Source organism: Exiguobacterium sp. s78, from assembly GCF_018618985.1.
GTDB lineage: Bacteria > Bacillota > Bacilli > Exiguobacteriales > Exiguobacteriaceae > Exiguobacterium_A > Exiguobacterium_A abrahamii.
In genome coordinates, this window is sequence record NZ_JACSNB010000001.1 from 476,353 (window position 1) to 492,344 (window position 15,992).

The window sequence follows — 15,992 nt, forward strand, 5'->3', positions numbered from 1 at the left end:
CAGGATGAAGGCAAAAGGCTATTTATTTGATTTAGATGGAACGATGTATAACGGAACGGAGCCGGTAAAAGAAGCGGTCGATTTCGTCAATCGTCTGCAAGCAGAAGGCATTCCGTATTTGTTCGTGACGAATAATGCGTCGATGACGGCAGAAGCCGTGGCGGAGAAATTACGCGGGATGGGTGTTCATTCCGATGCGAAACACGTCTTGACGAGTGCGATGGCGACTGGTCGTTATATCGCTGATCTATCACCGAAAGCGCGCGTCTATGCGATTGGTGAGACAGGACTGATTGATGCGCTTGAACGGGAAGGGTTAGACGTCGTCGCAACGGAAGCGGCAGACTACGTCGTCATCGGTCTCGACCGTCAGATCACGTATGAAAAACTCGCTGTCGGTGCCCTCGCGATTCGTGCTGGTGCTCGTTTCATCTCGACGAACGGAGACATCGCCATTCCGACAGAACGTGGATTCTTACCAGGAAACGGTGCCTTGACGTCCGTCCTGCGCGTGACGACGGAGAAGGAACCGTTCTTCATCGGCAAACCGGAACCGGTCATGGTCGATATCGCAACGGAGATGATTGGTCTGTCAAAAGAAGACGTCATCATGGTCGGGGATAACTACCATACGGATATTCTATTCGGAATCAATGGAGGCATCCGGACGATGCACGTCAATTCTGGCGTCCATACACCAGTCTTCATTCAAGGTCAGGATCGTCAACCGACATACATGGTCGATACATTAGCAGAATGGATTCTATGAATCAAAAAATCCCGAACGAGAATTCGTTCGGGATTTCATGTATTAGAAGACTTGTTCGACTTCAACGACGCCAGCGACTTCTTCAAGAAGGGCACGTTCGATACCGGCCTTCAATGTGATCGTTGAACTTGGGCAGCTACCACAAGCTCCCATCAAACGGAGTTTTACGATTCCGTCTTCTACATCTACGAGTTCAACGTCTCCTCCATCACGAAGAAGGAACGGACGCAATTTTTCAAGAACTTCATTCACTTGATCAAACATTTCCATGCGTAAACACATCCTTTCGTATAGTTTCATTGTAACAGGGTTGAAAAATGTTCTCAATCTGGAAAACTTGTATACTAAAGAGGAGAGAATTGAAAAGGGGGACTTCAAGATGGAAATCACGGTTTATGGAACAGCGATCACTTGTCCGAGTTGTGTCGGGGCACCCAGCTCGGAAGAGACGTTCAGTTGGCTAAAAGCCATCCTCGGGCGAAAATATGAGCAGGAAATGACGCTACGCTATGTCGATTTTGAGACAGCGACAGCGGATCAATGGACGGAAGCCTTGAAAGAGGATGTCTATTTTTATCCATTGATCGTGCTTGATGATGAGATGATTGACGAGGGGTACGTCAAGCTGAAGACGATCACGGCAGCGATTGATGCAAAGTTAAGTCAGACGGGATGAATGAAAAAGAGGTATCCCAAGATCGGGACACCTCTTTTGCTCATTTAATCTTTTTGTGTTTCCATAAGACACCGGACTTCAAGAGACGTGGGACTTTCCCCGTCAGCGCTTGCTTGCCCATGACGATCCCGAAACCGTCTGATTTTCCGAGCGATCCGAGCATCCCGCGTAGTTTGATTTCTGGCAGTTTCGGTAATTTCTTCCCTTGCCATTTCGCTTGCAAGACGTCGACTACTTGTTCTGCCTGATGTTCTGCGAGTTGACCGCTTGGCGCATACGGCAAGCTGGCACAATCGCCGATGACGAAGACGTTATCGTATTCTGGTACGTGATGATGTTCCGTCAATTTGATCCGACCACCACTGTCTGCAGCAAAGCCGAGATCGCGAACAACCTTGACCGGCTGCGTACCTGCCGTCCAAATCGTTAAGTCCGACGGGTACGTATCGTCGCCGTTTCGCACGTCGTCCGCCGTGACGAGCGTGACGTTCGAATTGTTGATGACTTCCACGTCATGCTCCTCGAACCATTCCTGGACGTAAGACGAGACTTTATCGGATAAGAATGACAAGACGGATGGACCGCGGTCGAACAGACGAATCGTTAAATCCTTCCGGCTTTCATGCAGTTCACTGGCAAGTTCGACACCAGATAGACCAGCACCGACGATCGAGACGACGGACCCCGGTGACAGACCACAGATCGCTTGCTGTGTCTTTCGAGATTCTTCAAGTGTCTGGATGCTGTATGTAAACTCTTGAGCACCCGGAATGTTGTGGTATTTATCCTCGCAACCGAGGGCGATGATCAAGTCATCATAGAATAATTCTGATCCGTCCTGCAGGTGGACCGTATTCGTCTCTGGTGAAATTTTAATGACATGTCCATATTTATAAGTAAGATGTTTCCCCTCCGGAAATTCAATCCGGACATCCCGATCTGATAATGTTCCTGCTGCGAGTGCGTAATATTCCGTTTTGAGTGCGTGGTACGGTAGACGGTCGACGAGCGTGACGGCAACTTCCTCGTCCTTGAATCGCTCACAAATCCGCATTCCACCATATCCTCCGCCGAGTACGACCAATTGCTTCATAACGTAAAATCCCCCTTAGTTCCCCTAAATCAGTCTGACCTTGTATAATACGACATGAGGCAGGTCGTTTCCTGCTTGAAGGAGGAAAAAAAGTGAATCCGATTATTGAATTTTGTATCAGTAACTTAGCAGCTGGTACACAGGTCGTCATGGAGCAACTCGAACGTGATCCGAACGTCGACGTCGTCGAATACGGTTGCCTCGGCTATTGCGGCATTTGTTCGCTTGATCATTTTTGTCTCGTTGATGGTGAGACGGTCGTAGGCGAGACGCCGGAAGAGTTGCTTGAAAAGATTTACCTAAAAATCGAAGAGAATGAGCTGTGAGCACGGACAGCCAAAAAATCCCCTCGTTCGTCTGAACGAGGGGATTCGTGTCCGTCAGCGGGCGCAGCTTTTCGGATCAGGCAGATTGTTGACGGCGCATCATCCATGGTCGTAGTTTCAAGAACAACGGAATGAAGAGTGCCGAGATGAACAACGCCTTGATGACGTTAAACGGTAAGATACCGGCTGTGATCGCTGTCCATTTGACAGCTGGATCCGCCATGTAGTCCATACCGAGGAACCATGCGTACGCTGGAAGGATCAAGATATAGTTGAGAATCGCAAGACCGAGTGCCATCGTTATCGTACCAGCGACGAGACCAGTTGCGAGACCTTGTGTTGATTTCTTTTTATGGTAGAACCAGCTGACAGGAAGCACGAATGCGACGCCAGCAGCGAAGTTCGCGAATTCTCCGACCGGAACACCACTTCCGCGGAAGATGTAGTATAGCACGTTCTTCAGTGCTTCGACGATGACACCTGCGACCGGTGAGAACATGATCGCTGCGACGAGAGCAGGAACATCACTGAAGTCGATCTTCAGATAGTTCGGTAAGAACGGTAGTGGAAAATTGATAAGCATAAGAACAAATGAGATTGAACCTAACATTGACAGAGTGACCATTTTTTGTGTGCGTTTCATACGAGTATTGTCTCCTTTTGCTCGTTCCTCTCGATGAAGTATTGGCATGACTGCGTCCATAAAGAAACCCCTATTGATGAAATCAACAGGGGAGAAGTCCGCATTAAATAAACCTAATCGATTGTTGCAAAAATCGATCAAATTCAAACTCATGCCGCCATCTTCTCCCATCCAGACTGTACTGTCGGCTCCTGAATTACACAGAATCAGCAAATAGCGCCCTATTCGCTCGCGGGCTTCAACTTAAGAAGAGTTGTTTACCGCCGGTCGGGAATTTCACCCTGCCCTGAAGATGGAACGATTATTTTGTTGTACATACCATTTATACAACGAATTCAAGATAGTTTCAAGCAACTAGGTTTCGATTCGCTCAGAAGTTACGTATACTAAAGAAAAGGAAGGTGATGACATGATCCATTTAACGGAGGCAGCAGCGCTACAAGTCCAGGACATGATGGCGCAGGCACCAGCAGATGAACGGAATCTTCGGATGCTCGTCCAAGGTGGTGGATGTAGTGGTCTGTCGTACGGAATGGGATTCGACCAACAGAAAGAAACGGATCTCGTTTTCGAACAGCACGGCGTGACCGTCATCGTGGACGAAAAAGATTACCCGGTCGTCAAAGGACTGGAAATCGATTATAAGCAGTCGATGCTCGGCGGTGGATTCACGATCACGAATCCGAATGCCATCGCAACATGCGGTTGCGGGACATCGTTCAGAACAGCAACGAATGCCGGGACCCCGGGTGGCTGTTAATGAATCCAATCGTGGACATCGTCCACGATTTTTTTTATTGCACTTATACAGGAGACCTGTTCCGTTTACTCGAAATATTAAGAGAGTGAATGCTACTACGAACAGGGAGGGCTTCAGGATGAGAAAAGTATTGATCTTCGGGGGAACGCGCTATTTCGGACGCCGGCTTGCGATTCGCTTAGCCGATTCGGGGGATGATGTGACGATCGTCACACGCGGCGAGCATACACCACCGGTCGCGAAGGGCTTGACATTTTTCAAAGGGGACCGGACGTCAAGTAGTACGATGAAAGACTTAAGCCAACAGCACTGGGATGTCATCTATGACAACATTTGCTTCACGCCGTATCAAGCCAAGCTTGCGATCGATGCGTTTGAAGGGAAAGTCGGACGCTACGTGCTGACGTCGACGATGTCTGTCTATGAAGGCGGTGGTGCGAACATCACAGAGCGTGCCTATAATCCGTTTCCCGGGAAATATGACCTCGAGAAGGAACATGGATATGGCGAAGGGAAACGCCAAGCGGAGAGTTATTTCTTCCAACGGGCGACGTTCCCAGTCGTTGCGGTCCGTTTCCCGGTCGTCCTCGGACCAGATGATTATACGGAGCGACTCGTCTTTCATATCAAACGGGCGCTTGACGGTCGTCCGATCGTCGCTGAAAACAGTTATGCCAAGATGGGCTACATCTCAAGTTACGAAGCCGCTGCCTTTCTTGAGTGGTGTGGTCGTTCGGAAATGACGGGACCAATCAACGCTGCGAGTGACGGTGTCTTATCGATTCAAGATCTGATGGATAAGATCGACCACGTTGCGGGAACGACGAGTCAACTCGTTGCAAAAGGAGAAGATGAATCGCCGCTTGCACCGGAACGTGATTTCTATATGGATACGACAGCTGCAAAACAAGCAGGCTATCTGTTTCAACATATCGATGACTGGCTCGATCGTTTGATTGAAGAGGAGGTGCGCAATCACCAATGATGCAGTTGATGAAACCGACTCTTGAATGGGAAACGGAGTACCGCGCTTTTTTAGAAGACTGGCGAGAATCGGGCGAAACGATCGTGCTGGAAGCAGTCGGAGACACATATGAACCACTTGGCGCTTATTTCGCGGAACTTAAGGAAATGGAGACGACGGTCAGACCGGGTCTCGTCACCCATACGACGTACTGGATGGTCGACGGGCAACGAATCGTCGGAGCGTTGAACTTCCGGCATGACTTGACAGAGAACTTGAAGTTGTACGGCGGACATATCGGGTACGGGATTCGACCATCCGAGCGTCAGAAAGGGTATGCGACGAGCGGTCTTCGACTTGCGCTTGAAGAAGCACGCCAGCGTGGACTGGATCGAGTACTGTTGACGTGTGGCGTTGATAATCTAGCATCTCGCCGTGTCATCTTAGCGAACGGTGGACGAGAAATCGAGCCGACCGTTCGTAATGGACGCGAGACACGTCGCTTCATCATTGCGTTATGAGGATCCGTGAAGCACGTCTAGAAGATGCGTCAGCCATCGCGCGCGTTCATATTGATGCCTGGCGGGAGACGTATCAAGGTATTATTCCGGACACTTATTTAGTGCAGTTATCGCACGAAAAACGGACGAAACAATGGGAGCGGACGTTAGTCGATCAGCGCGTGTATGTTGCCGTTTCAGGAGAAGAAGTCGTCGGGTTCGCGCAAGGCGGACCGAATCGAAGTGTTGCGCGTGAAGGGGAGCTTTATGCGATTTATGTCTTGCAAGCGTCGCAAGGACAAGGACTCGGAAAAGCGTTGTTTCAACGCATCGCTGAGGACTTAGCGGAATATGAGACGATGCAGGTTTCTGTCTTGCGGGATAATCCTGCGTGCCAGTTTTACGAACGATTCGGTGGTCAGGTCTTCAAAGAATCGATGATTGAGCGTGGTGGAGTGGAATTCGTGCAACGGGTTTATCGGATGCCTATCCAACTAAGAACGAGATAGACTGATGAATACATTGCGAGAGCTACGAACAAATAAAGAACCTTCCAGAAGCTGATCTGGAAGGTTCTTTATTATTCATGATACGGACGAAACCATATATTCTCGACTCCTACAGGAAAAGGAAGCATGTTATGTGCTTCCGTCAGGGATAGATAAGACCCGGAAAGCCGCACGGAGTGCGGGATACCGCGGCTTATCTCCCGCCTGAGGAAAGCGAGAATATTGGATCGGTCCGTAAAGACGGACTGTCAAGTGACTGATCAAGAATGATTCGTCACTTTTTCGAACAGACTCGTCGAGTGTTGCGGATGACGAGCAGATGGATCAACGAGAAGTTTCGCTTGGTTAACGGCGATCGGTGCTTCACCGAAGCCCGTTGCGATCAGTTTGACGCGTCCTTCGTAAGTCGCGATATCACCACAAGCGAAGACGCCTGGAATCGCAGTCTCCATCTTCGAATTGACACGAATCGAATTGCGTTCGAATTCGACTTCCCATTCTTTGAGCGGTCCGAGTGACGAGACGAAACCGAAGTTACAGACGACATCGTCGGCAGCGACGACGACGACTTCACCACTTTCAGCATGTTTGAACGTCAGCGTCTCGATGTGCGTCTCACCTGTGACCGATTCAAGTGTATATGGCGTCATGACGTTGACGGACGAATCGTGTAACAGTTCGACTGAATGTTCATGGGCACGGAACTTATCACGACGGTGGACGAGCGTGACGGATTTCGCGATCGGCTCAAGCATCAATGACCAGTCAACTGCTGAATCACCGCCACCAAGTAAGACGACTTGGCGATCCTTGAAACGTTCCATATCGTTGACGAAATAGTGTAAGTTCGTCTCTTCGAAGCGTTCTGCGTCAGCGACGCCGAGTGGACGTGCCGCGAACGAGCCGTTTCCTGCCGTCAAGATGACGGTCTTCGTATAATGCTCGCCTTTGTTCGTGACGAGGCGGATGATCCCATCATCCATCCGTTCATAAGCGATGACGGTCTCACCGAGTACATAGGTCGGATCGAATTCGTTCGCTTGTTCAAGCAACCGATCAACCAGTTCCTGAGCTTTTACTTTCGGAAAACCGGCAATATCGTATATATATTTTTCAGGATAAAGCGTAGCGAGTTGACCACCTAATTGAGGTAGACTCTCGATGACCTTCGTCTTCATCTGGCGCATCCCTGAATAAAACGCGGTGAACAGTCCGACCGGACCGCCGCCGATGATCGTGACATCATATGGTTGGTGCATCTGATTCCCTCCTAGCGTTGGATAGGTCTATTATATAGGAAGTAGGGGGTTAAGGTGCAAGTGCGGGACATCTCACATTTTTTTAGGGAATTTACATTTTTCTTTTGCAATCACTTCTAAAAAGTGTTTCAATAAGCTTATAGACATGTGAACATTATTTGAACAAAATTTTTGAGCATTCGTCTGTAATTGAATGTGAAGAAAATCACAACAAAACTACGATTCGTAAGGAGTATCAGAACATGAACACACCTAACATTGTCATTCTTGGAGCGGGCTACGGTGGATTGATCACAGCAGTCAACCTTCAAAAGAAACTCGGCGTCGATCAAGCGAACATCACGTTGATCAACAAACACGACTATCATTACCAAACGACTTGGTTGCACGAACCAGCAGCAGGTACGATGTCTGCGGAGCAAGCGCGCATCTACATCAATGATGTCATCAACCCGTCACGCGTCAAACTTGTCAAAGGTATCGTTGAGAAAGTCGACACGGCTGCTAAAACGGTTCTCTTACAAGATGGCGGAACAGTTCCTTACGATTACGTCGTCGTTGCTCTCGGTGGCGTTCCTGAAACATTCGGTATCAAAGGATTGAAGGAACACGCGCTGACGATCAGCTCGTTGAACAGCGTCCGTAAAATCAAGGAACATATCGATTACTCATTCGCACAGTACAAAACAACAGGATCACAAGATCGTTCACTCTTGACGATCGTTGTTGGTGGTGCTGGATTCACAGGAATCGAGTTCATGGGTGAACTCGTCAACCGTATTCCAGAACTGTGCAAACAATATGACATTCCACGCGAACTCGTTCGTGTCGTCAACATCGAGGCAGCACCAACAGTCCTTCCAGGATTCGATGCAGATCTCGTCAACTATGCACACAAATGGCTTGAGCGCCAAGGTATCGAGTTCAAACTCGGTAACGGCATCAAGGAATGTGGACCAGGAAGCGTCACATTCGGTCCGCTTCAAGGCGACACGACTGAGACGATCGAAGCAAGCACGATCATCTGGACAGGTGGCGTCAGCGGTAACCCTGTCGTTGCAGCATCTGGTTTCGAAGCGATGCGTAACCGTGTCGTCGTCGAAGAAGATCTTCGTGTTCCAGGACACGACAACGTCTTCATGATCGGTGACTGTTCAGCAGTCATGGACCCAAGTTCTAACCGTCCGTACCCACCGACTGCACAAATCGCGACACAACAAGCACATAAAGTCGCTGAGAACATCGCAGCACTCATCGCGGGTCGTCAAACATCGACGTTCACGTACGAGAACAAAGGAACGGTCGCTTCACTTGGTCACAAAGACGGTATCGGCATGGTCTTCGGTAAGAAGATCTACGGTCGTAACGCATCGTTCATGAAAAAAGTCATCGACAACAAACACTTCTTCGAACTGAAAAAACTTGGTCTTGCGATCAAAAAAGGGAAGTTCTAAGTTCACGTTTTAGGCAAATGTACACTCGTGCATTTGCCTTTTTTGTCGGTTATACTAGAAGAGATTCAAAGGGGGAACAGTATGCATATCATTCAAGCCGTGATCGGGAGTGTGCTTTATCTCGTCATGTTCTTTAGTATCGGATTCATCTTAAACATGTTGTTGCGGAGTACATGGGTGATGCTCGTACTCTATCCGGTCATCATCATCATGATGATCGACAACCAATCGACGCTCGAATACTTCACGAATGCTCGTGAAGCGATTCCGAATCTCGGAGACCGGATTGCTGGTCTACAGACAGCGGATATCACGATGTTCGCGGCTGGTCTTGCCGGAATCATCATCGCCGGTCTATCGATTCGCTTCTTGCGTAAGAGCGGTTACCAAATGTTTTAAAGTCTACTTGAGTAAGTAGGCTTTTTTCGTGTCTGAAAAACCGTTATAATAAAAACAATGTCTTTAAATAAATGTGTAAGAGCAGATTGGGTTGAGAGCGAATGGATAAACAAATGTACCACGTTATCAAGGTATTGAATAATAATGTCGTCATTTGTTCGACTGGTGCGAATCAGGAAGTCATTATCCTCGCGAAAGGGATTGGCTTCGGTCGGAAGCCAGGCGATCAACTGACAGATCTCGACAAGTTGGAAAAAGTCTACACGTTGAAGGATAAAGAAGAACAGGATCAATATAAGGCACTCGTCGGTCACCTCGATGAGAATTTCATCGCGCTGATGAATGAGATCGTCTCGATGATCGAGACACGCTTCGGGAAAAAGGTCGACGAACATATCCATATCGGATTGACGGATCATTTGACGTTCACGTTCAAGCGACTGGAACAAGGAATGGAAGTCACGAATCCGTTTCTTGCTGAAACGGAAGCCTTGTATCCAGAAGAGTACGCGCTTGCAGAAGAAATCGTCGAGTTCATCAGTGCCGAGATGAATTTTTACCTACCTCCAGCGGAGACAGGATTCATCGCACTTCATATTCATTCAGCGACGAACTTCAAAGACGTACTCGAAGTTAACCGCCATCATCAACTCGTCGGTTTAATTGCCAGTCATATCGAACAGCGACTGGAGATTAAAATCGATCGAAAATCGCTTGATTACAAGCGTCTGATTCGGCATCTTCGTTCAGCGATTGAAAGGGTTTCCAATGGGGAGTATCTAGAGGCTCCAGAAAAAGTAGAAAAGCTATTGCGTGAAGAATATCCGCTATGCTATGATACTGCTTGGGAGCTGATGTCCATCATGGAACGTCAGTTGAAGAAAGCGGTACCGCGCGGTGAGGCGACGTATCTTACGATGCATCTGCAACGCTTAGTGCAGTACGATTCAGGTAAATGACCGCACGGACTACGTGTTACTGATACGATCAGGCATGAGTGGGATGTCGGGCAAGAAGCTTTATTTCCGTTATGCAACGGGATAAGTCTATTGTCTACAATCCGCTCGTGCCTGATTTTTTTCTGTAAAAAATCGGTCAGATGTCTGACTTTTTTCGTCTCAATCATTGGCATTATTCATCATACTTCGCTCTTAACAGGAAAAGGAGGAAACACACATGTTCAAACAGATTTTTGCTGTTCTTCAACGTGTCGGTAAAGCGTTGATGCTTCCTGTAGCGATTTTGCCAGCTGCCGGTATCCTACTCGGATTCGGTAACGCGATGCAAAATCCGAACTTGACGTCAAAACTCGAGTTCTTGAAAAATGATGCAATCATCAAGGTTGCAAAATTGATGGAAGCAGCCGGGGATATCATCTTCGGTAACTTAGCACTCTTATTCGCGGTCGGTGTCGCGATTGGTCTTGCAGGGGACGGCGCAGCCGGACTTGCGGCAATCGTCGGATTCTTGATCATGAACAAAACAATGAGCGTTTGGCTCGGCGTTACACCAGAAATGGTTGCTAACGGTCAAGGGTATGCAAACGTACTCGGTATCCCAACACTTCAAACTGGGGTATTCGGTGGTATCATCATCGGTCTGATTGCAGCTTGGGCGTATGGGAAGTACCATAATCTCGAATTGCCGCAGTTCCTCGGATTCTTTGCTGGTAAACGTTTCGTTCCAATCGTTACTGCTGTCGTTTCATTGTTCGCTGGTCTTGTGCTTGTATTCGTTTGGCCGTTCGCTCAGGACGGATTAAACACATTCTCCCACTTCATGATGGAGAAGAACCCAACACTTGCAGCATTCGTCTTCGGTCTCATCGAACGTTCGTTGATTCCATTCGGTCTTCACCACATCTTCTATGCACCATTCTGGTTCGAATTCGGTTCGTACACGAATGCAGCAGGTGATGTCGTTCGTGGTGACCAAGCGATCTTCTTCGCTCAATTGAAAGATAACGTTGAATTGACTGCTGGTACGTTCATGACTGGTAAATTCCCGTTCATGATGTTCGGTCTTCCAGCAGCAGCACTCGCTATGTACCACGAAGCTCGTCCTGAGCGCCGTGCAGTCGTTGGTGGTCTTCTTGGATCAGCAGCACTTACAGCATTCTTGACAGGTATCACAGAGCCAATCGAATTCGCATTCTTGTTCGTTGCTCCAATCTTGTTCGCAGTTCACGCAGTCTTCGCAGGTCTCTCGTTCATGACGATGCAATTGTTGAACGTTAAGATCGGTATGACATTCTCTGGTGGTTTGATTGACTTCCTTCTCTTCGGTGTTCTTCCAGGACGCACGCAGTGGTGGCTCGTCATCGTCGTCGGTCTTGCACTCTCTGTCATCTACTATGTCGGATTCCGTTTCGCAATCCGCAAATTCAACCTGAAAACTCCAGGTCGTGAAGATGCAGCGCAAGAGACTTCATCTGCTCAAGGTTCTGAACTCGCTGAAGGTATTCTTGATGCACTCGGTTCAGAGTCGAACATCAAACACTTGGATGCATGTATCACACGTCTTCGTGTCGAAGTTCTCGACAAATCAAAAGTCAACAAAGATGAGTTGAAAAAATTAGGTGCTGCTGGTGTCCTTGAAGTTGGTAACAACGTTCAAGCGATTTACGGACCGAAATCAGACAACATCAAGTCTGAAATCCAAGCCGTCATCGCATCACGTAAACAAGAAAAAACAGTCTAATGTTTTTAAAATGAGTCCTTCTGCGGAAGGGCTCATTTTTTTTTGGAAAAATCTTTTAGAATCGTTTTGCGCTAGAATATTTTAGGGTATGAATTAAGTAGTTTGTTTAAAAAAGGAGGGAATATACGCATGTGGAAAAACGTGTTTGGTGTCTTACAGCGGATCGGTAAGGCCCTGATGTTACCGGTAGCGATTTTGCCGGCAGCGGGGCTATTGCTCGCGTTCGGGACAGCGTTTCAAAACCCGAACTTGACGCAATATTTACCGTTCCTCGAGAACGATTCGCTAGTCGTCATCTGGCGGGTCATGCAGGATGCGGGTGATATCATCTTTGCGAACCTCGGGTTACTGTTTGCCGTCGGGGTCGCGATTGGTCTTGCGAATGGGGAAGGAGTCGCCGGTCTAGCAGCGATCGTCGGTTTCTTGATCATGAACAAGGTCATCAGTTCGTTTTTACAGATCACACCAGAAAAAATCACGGAAGCACAGAAAGCGAGTGACTTGTCGTATGCGACGGTCCTCGGGATACCGACCTTGCAAATGGGGGTATTCGGAGGGATCATTGCCGGTTTGATAGCAGCGTACAGTTATAATAAATTCTTTAAAATCAAACTGCCTGATTTCCTCGGATTCTTCGCAGGGAAGCGTTTTGTTCCGATCGCAACCGCCTTATTCAGTCTTGTCGCCGGGTTTGCCTTGTCGTATATTTGGCCACCGATCGGTAGTGGAATCAACACATTCTCAAAAACAATCATCGAAGCGAACGAACCGTTGTCTGCCTTTATCTTTGGACTCGTCGAACGTTCGTTGATTCCGTTTGGTCTTCACCATATCTGGTACTCAAGCTTCTGGTTCCAGTTCGGAGAATATACGGATAAAGCCGGAACGATCATCAACGGGGATCAGCGGATCTTCTTCGCACAGTTGAAGGACGGTGTACCATTTACAGCAGGGACGTATATGACCGGAAAATATCCATTCATGATGTTCGGTCTGCCAGCAGCCTGTCTTGCGATGTACCATACGGTCGCAAAAGATCGTCGTAAAGCCGTCGAAGGTCTTTATTTCTCAGCTGCGTTGACTTCTTTCCTGACTGGTATCACGGAGCCAGTCGAGTTCTCCTTCGTATTCGTTGCACCACTCTTGTTTGCCGTTCACGCTGTCTTTGCAGGTCTTTCATTCATGATCATGGATTTACTGAACGTCAAGATCGGGATGACGTTCTCCGGTGGATTGATTGACTACACGTTATTCGGGATTCTACCGAACCGAACCTCGTGGTGGCTCGTCATTCCAGTCGGTCTTGTCTTCGCCGTCATCTACTACTTCGGATTCCGTTTCGTCATCACGAAGTTTGATCTGAAGATTCCGGGACGCGAAGCGATTAAAGAAGGTGCCGCTACCTCAACGGCACAAGCAGGCGATCTACCGTATGAAATTCTACAAGCATTCGGTGGTCCATCAAACATTAAACATTTAGATGCTTGTATCACACGACTTCGGATTACGGTCAATGATAAATCAGGCGTCAACAAGGATCGCTTGAAAGAACTTGGTGCTGCTGGTGTTCTTGAAGTCGGAGATAACGTCCAGGCCATCTTTGGACCGAAATCCGATGGGATCAAGACAGAAATGGCAGATATCATGAAAGATCCAAATTATAAACCGAAAGAGACACCAGAAGCAGATCCAATTCCACAAGTACCAACGGGAGACGAAGCACGGACTTCTGGAACTAATACAGCAGATGATGGTCCACTCGCTGGGGATCGTGGTGGGGCTTACGTGCCTGAAGATGGATATGTCGCACCACTGAGCGGTATCATTCGTTCTCTCGATGATGTACCGGATCAAGTGTTCTCTGGTCGTATGATGGGTGACGGATACGCGATTGAACCGACGGAAGGATATGTTGTCTCCCCTGTCTCTGGTGAGATCACGACGTTCTTCCCGACCAAACACGCAATCGGTATTCTTGCGGATAATGGAGATGAAATCTTGATTCACATCGGTATTGATACGGTGTCACTCGAAGGAAAAGGGTTCGAGGCGTTGGCGAAAGCCGGTGATCGTGTCGAACCGGGGACGCCACTCCTCAATGTCGATCTTGAACAAGTACGACCACTCGTACCATCATTACTGACGCCGATCATCGTCACGAATAGTGGGGATCGAAAAGTTGATGTTGATGTCGGACGGACGGTCGAAGCCGGAGAAGCGATTTCGTATCGAGTAGAGTAAAGAAGAAAAGCGACGGATCGCCCTGAGCGATCCGTCTTTTTTGTGTGAAACGATCGTAGAGCACATTTGATAATGAGATTTTGCACATATGATGATACAATGAGTTAGCTATTATAAGAGTTAGCTAATTTTTTGAGAAATGAGGTGCGTCGATGTCTTCGACTACAACAAAAACGAATACGACACCTGTCGTCATCGGATTATTGATTGGGATTTTAGTCGCAGCAATGGATAACACGATCGTTGCGACAGCGATGCCGACGATCGTCAGCGAACTGAATGGGTTTGATCAGTATGCATGGGTCACGTCGGCTTACATGATCGCAACCGTTGCCGGAATGCCGATCTTCGGTAAATTGAGTGACATGTATGGAAGAAAACGCTTCTTCCTCTTTGGGATGCTCCTCTTCATGGTGGGAAGTATCTTATGTGGAATGGCAGACTCGATCATTGAGCTGTCTGCCTATCGTGCCTTGCAAGGGCTTGGTGGTGGGGCGTTGATGCCGATCGCCTTTACAATCATCTTTGATATCTTCCCACCGGAAAAACGGGGGAAAGTCAGTGGGTTGTTTGGAGCGGTCTTCGGAATTTCGAGTATCTTCGGACCGTTGCTTGGTGCCGTATTGACAGATTCGCTCGACTGGCGCTGGGTGTTTTATATCAATATCCCACTCGGATTGATTGCCCTTGGTCTCGTGACGGTCTTCTATCAGGAATCACCGGTGCACCGGACACAGAAAATCGACTACGTCGGTGCCTTTACGCTTGTCGCCGGATTAGTTTTATTCTTACTCGCGCTCGAAATGGGTGGCAAAGAGTATGCATGGTCTTCGCCACAAATTCTTGGTCTGTTCGGAGCAGCGCTCGTCGCGTTCGTTGCCTTCGCATTTGCTGAACGACGTGCCGCGGATCCCGTCATTACGTTCAGTCTATTCCGCCGTCGCTTATTTGCGGCAACACAAGGCGTGGCGTTCTTTTATGGATTCGTCTTTATCTCAGCGAGTGTATTCATTCCAATCTTCGTGCAAGGTGTCTTTGGTGGAAGCGCGACGAACTCCGGTCTGATCCTAATGCCGATGTTGATCGCCTCGGTCATCTCGGCGCAACTTGGTGGACAGTTGCCGATTAAATTTGGTTTCCGGAACATCATGATCGTCTCGGCGGTCTTCTTCCTACTCGGTGTCTATCTCCTTAGTACGATGACGCTTGAGACATCGCGGACAGCGGTAACGATCTATATGATCATTCTTGGCTTCGGTGTTGGCTTTAGTTTCTCTCTATTGAATCTAGCGAGTATCAATGGGATCGAGATGCAACGACGTGGCGCAGCGACCTCGATGGGCTCAACATTCCGGACAATCGGGATGACGCTTGGTGTCACGGTCCTCGGAATCATTCAATCACGGACGTTCACGTCAGCTGTAGCGGATCGATTGCCGCAAGGTGGAGCGCCGTCCGGTGGACAGTTCCCAACGGCTGATGCGTTTGCGAAAATGCCACCAGAAGTTGCGACAGCAATCAAGACGTCGCTTGCAGAATCGATCTCAACCGTCTATTTCTGGGCACTGATTCCAGCAGTACTCGGTGTCATCTTTATCTTCTTGATGGGGAACGAGCGTCCGATTTTGTCGGAACAAGCTACTCCAGAAAAGAAGAAGCAAGCTCAATGATCACCGTTTCAACAACGTCTTCTTTCTTA

The 15,992-nt window shown here is 48.3% G+C and carries 17 protein-coding genes and 1 riboswitch; of the genes, 13 read left to right on the plus strand and 4 right to left on the minus strand.

What is annotated here, in order from left to right:
• The first annotated feature begins 4 nt into the window (after positions 1-4).
• Positions 5-769, plus strand: a complete 765-nt coding sequence (locus KNQ18_RS02365) for a TIGR01457 family HAD-type hydrolase (protein ID WP_023469144.1) — start codon at positions 5-7, stop codon at positions 767-769.
• Positions 770-811: 42 nt separating this feature from the next.
• Here the strand turns inward: KNQ18_RS02365 and KNQ18_RS02370 are convergent, their stop codons facing one another.
• Positions 812-1,039 carry a NifU family protein gene (locus tag KNQ18_RS02370; protein WP_012371190.1) on the minus strand — a complete coding sequence of 76 codons (228 nt, stop codon included), beginning with the start codon at positions 1,037-1,039 and terminating at the stop codon, positions 812-814.
• Between the two features lie 109 nt (positions 1,040-1,148).
• Between KNQ18_RS02370 and KNQ18_RS02375 the strand changes: the two genes are divergently transcribed.
• Positions 1,149-1,445 (plus strand): DUF1462 family protein, encoded by a 297-nt coding sequence (locus KNQ18_RS02375; RefSeq protein WP_215083746.1) that lies wholly within the window; start codon positions 1,149-1,151, stop codon positions 1,443-1,445.
• A gap of 40 nt (positions 1,446-1,485) precedes the next feature.
• On the opposite strand, the gene KNQ18_RS02380 is transcribed toward KNQ18_RS02375, so the two are convergent.
• Complete coding sequence (locus KNQ18_RS02380; RefSeq protein ID WP_055968842.1) at positions 1,486-2,538, minus strand: NAD(P)/FAD-dependent oxidoreductase; 1,053 nt, start codon at positions 2,536-2,538, stop codon at positions 1,486-1,488.
• Positions 2,539-2,630: 92 nt separating this feature from the next.
• On the opposite strand from KNQ18_RS02380, the gene KNQ18_RS02385 reads away from it, so the two are divergent.
• Positions 2,631-2,864, plus strand: coding sequence for a YuzB family protein (locus tag KNQ18_RS02385; protein WP_023469141.1), 234 nt, complete (start codon positions 2,631-2,633; stop codon positions 2,862-2,864).
• Between the two features lie 76 nt (positions 2,865-2,940).
• Here the strand turns inward: KNQ18_RS02385 and KNQ18_RS02390 are convergent, their stop codons facing one another.
• On the minus strand, positions 2,941-3,507 hold the full coding sequence (locus KNQ18_RS02390) for an ECF transporter S component (protein WP_029342415.1): 567 nt from the start codon (positions 3,505-3,507) through the stop codon (positions 2,941-2,943).
• Positions 3,508-3,662: 155 nt separating this feature from the next.
• Positions 3,663-3,805: riboswitch (FMN riboswitch) on the minus strand.
• Between the two features lie 111 nt (positions 3,806-3,916).
• On the opposite strand from KNQ18_RS02390, the gene KNQ18_RS02395 reads away from it, so the two are divergent.
• From KNQ18_RS02395 to KNQ18_RS02410, 4 genes are all read left to right on the plus strand, one after another.
• Positions 3,917-4,267, plus strand: a complete 351-nt coding sequence (locus KNQ18_RS02395) for a HesB/IscA family protein (RefSeq protein WP_029342414.1) — start codon at positions 3,917-3,919, stop codon at positions 4,265-4,267.
• Between the two features lie 118 nt (positions 4,268-4,385).
• Positions 4,386-5,252, plus strand: coding sequence for an NAD-dependent epimerase/dehydratase family protein (locus KNQ18_RS02400; protein WP_050678649.1), 867 nt, complete (start codon positions 4,386-4,388; stop codon positions 5,250-5,252).
• Complete coding sequence (locus KNQ18_RS02405; RefSeq protein ID WP_215083749.1) at positions 5,249-5,752, plus strand: GNAT family N-acetyltransferase; 504 nt, start codon at positions 5,249-5,251, stop codon at positions 5,750-5,752. Before KNQ18_RS02400 ends, KNQ18_RS02405 begins: the two co-directional genes overlap by 4 nt.
• Positions 5,749-6,240 (plus strand): GNAT family N-acetyltransferase, encoded by a 492-nt coding sequence (locus KNQ18_RS02410; RefSeq protein ID WP_215083752.1) that lies wholly within the window; start codon positions 5,749-5,751, stop codon positions 6,238-6,240. The genes KNQ18_RS02405 and KNQ18_RS02410 overlap by 4 nt, the downstream gene beginning before the upstream one ends.
• A gap of 260 nt (positions 6,241-6,500) precedes the next feature.
• Here the strand turns inward: KNQ18_RS02410 and KNQ18_RS02415 are convergent, their stop codons facing one another.
• Positions 6,501-7,499 (minus strand): NAD(P)/FAD-dependent oxidoreductase, encoded by a 999-nt coding sequence (locus KNQ18_RS02415; protein WP_023469135.1) that lies wholly within the window; start codon positions 7,497-7,499, stop codon positions 6,501-6,503.
• A gap of 242 nt (positions 7,500-7,741) precedes the next feature.
• On the opposite strand from KNQ18_RS02415, the gene KNQ18_RS02420 reads away from it, so the two are divergent.
• The 6 genes from KNQ18_RS02420 (at position 7,742) to KNQ18_RS02445 (ending at position 15,963) form a co-directional block, all read left to right on the plus strand.
• Positions 7,742-8,953 (plus strand): NAD(P)/FAD-dependent oxidoreductase, encoded by a 1,212-nt coding sequence (locus tag KNQ18_RS02420; protein ID WP_050678646.1) that lies wholly within the window; start codon positions 7,742-7,744, stop codon positions 8,951-8,953.
• Positions 8,954-9,034: 81 nt separating this feature from the next.
• Positions 9,035-9,352 carry a YuiB family protein gene (locus tag KNQ18_RS02425; RefSeq protein WP_023469133.1) on the plus strand — a complete coding sequence of 106 codons (318 nt, stop codon included), beginning with the start codon at positions 9,035-9,037 and terminating at the stop codon, positions 9,350-9,352.
• Between the two features lie 101 nt (positions 9,353-9,453).
• Positions 9,454-10,311: a glucose PTS transporter transcription antiterminator GlcT gene (gene glcT, locus KNQ18_RS02430; RefSeq protein WP_023469132.1), complete on the plus strand. Its 858-nt coding sequence runs from the start codon at positions 9,454-9,456 to the stop codon at positions 10,309-10,311.
• 217 nt (positions 10,312-10,528) lie between these two features.
• Entirely contained in the window at positions 10,529-12,052 is a 1,524-nt protein-coding gene (ptsG, locus tag KNQ18_RS02435) for a glucose-specific PTS transporter subunit IIBC (RefSeq protein WP_029342409.1), read from the plus strand.
• Positions 12,053-12,181: 129 nt separating this feature from the next.
• Positions 12,182-14,293, plus strand: a complete 2,112-nt coding sequence (gene ptsG, locus KNQ18_RS02440) for a glucose-specific PTS transporter subunit IIBC (RefSeq protein WP_215083754.1) — start codon at positions 12,182-12,184, stop codon at positions 14,291-14,293.
• A 152-nt stretch (positions 14,294-14,445) separates the two neighbouring features.
• Entirely contained in the window at positions 14,446-15,963 is a 1,518-nt protein-coding gene (locus KNQ18_RS02445) for an MDR family MFS transporter (protein WP_215083756.1), read from the plus strand.
• Positions 15,964-15,992 lie beyond the last annotated feature (29 nt).

Bases quoted from the DNA above. Each gene is read 5' to 3' on its own strand.
- KNQ18_RS02410 (WP_215083752.1), top strand. From the start codon at position 5,749: ATGAGGATCCGTGAAGCACGTCTAGAAGATGCGTCAGCCATCGCGCGC.
- KNQ18_RS02400 (WP_050678649.1), top strand. From the start codon at position 4,386: ATGAGAAAAGTATTGATCTTCGGGGGAACGCGCTATTTCGGACGCCGG.
- KNQ18_RS02375 (WP_215083746.1), top strand. From the start codon at position 1,149: ATGGAAATCACGGTTTATGGAACAGCGATCACTTGTCCGAGTTGTGTC.
- KNQ18_RS02390 (WP_029342415.1), bottom strand. From the start codon at position 3,507: ATGAAACGCACACAAAAAATGGTCACTCTGTCAATGTTAGGTTCAATC.
- KNQ18_RS02420 (WP_050678646.1), top strand. From the start codon at position 7,742: ATGAACACACCTAACATTGTCATTCTTGGAGCGGGCTACGGTGGATTG.
- KNQ18_RS02405 (WP_215083749.1), top strand. From the start codon at position 5,249: ATGATGCAGTTGATGAAACCGACTCTTGAATGGGAAACGGAGTACCGC.
- KNQ18_RS02445 (WP_215083756.1), top strand. From the start codon at position 14,446: ATGTCTTCGACTACAACAAAAACGAATACGACACCTGTCGTCATCGGA.
- KNQ18_RS02380 (WP_055968842.1), bottom strand. From the start codon at position 2,538: ATGAAGCAATTGGTCGTACTCGGCGGAGGATATGGTGGAATGCGGATT.
- ptsG (WP_215083754.1), top strand. From the start codon at position 12,182: ATGTGGAAAAACGTGTTTGGTGTCTTACAGCGGATCGGTAAGGCCCTG.
- ptsG (WP_029342409.1), top strand. From the start codon at position 10,529: ATGTTCAAACAGATTTTTGCTGTTCTTCAACGTGTCGGTAAAGCGTTG.
- glcT (WP_023469132.1), top strand. From the start codon at position 9,454: ATGGATAAACAAATGTACCACGTTATCAAGGTATTGAATAATAATGTC.
- KNQ18_RS02365 (WP_023469144.1), top strand. From the start codon at position 5: ATGAAGGCAAAAGGCTATTTATTTGATTTAGATGGAACGATGTATAAC.
- KNQ18_RS02415 (WP_023469135.1), bottom strand. From the start codon at position 7,499: ATGCACCAACCATATGATGTCACGATCATCGGCGGCGGTCCGGTCGGA.
- KNQ18_RS02395 (WP_029342414.1), top strand. From the start codon at position 3,917: ATGATCCATTTAACGGAGGCAGCAGCGCTACAAGTCCAGGACATGATG.
- KNQ18_RS02425 (WP_023469133.1), top strand. From the start codon at position 9,035: ATGCATATCATTCAAGCCGTGATCGGGAGTGTGCTTTATCTCGTCATG.
- KNQ18_RS02370 (WP_012371190.1), bottom strand. From the start codon at position 1,039: ATGGAAATGTTTGATCAAGTGAATGAAGTTCTTGAAAAATTGCGTCCG.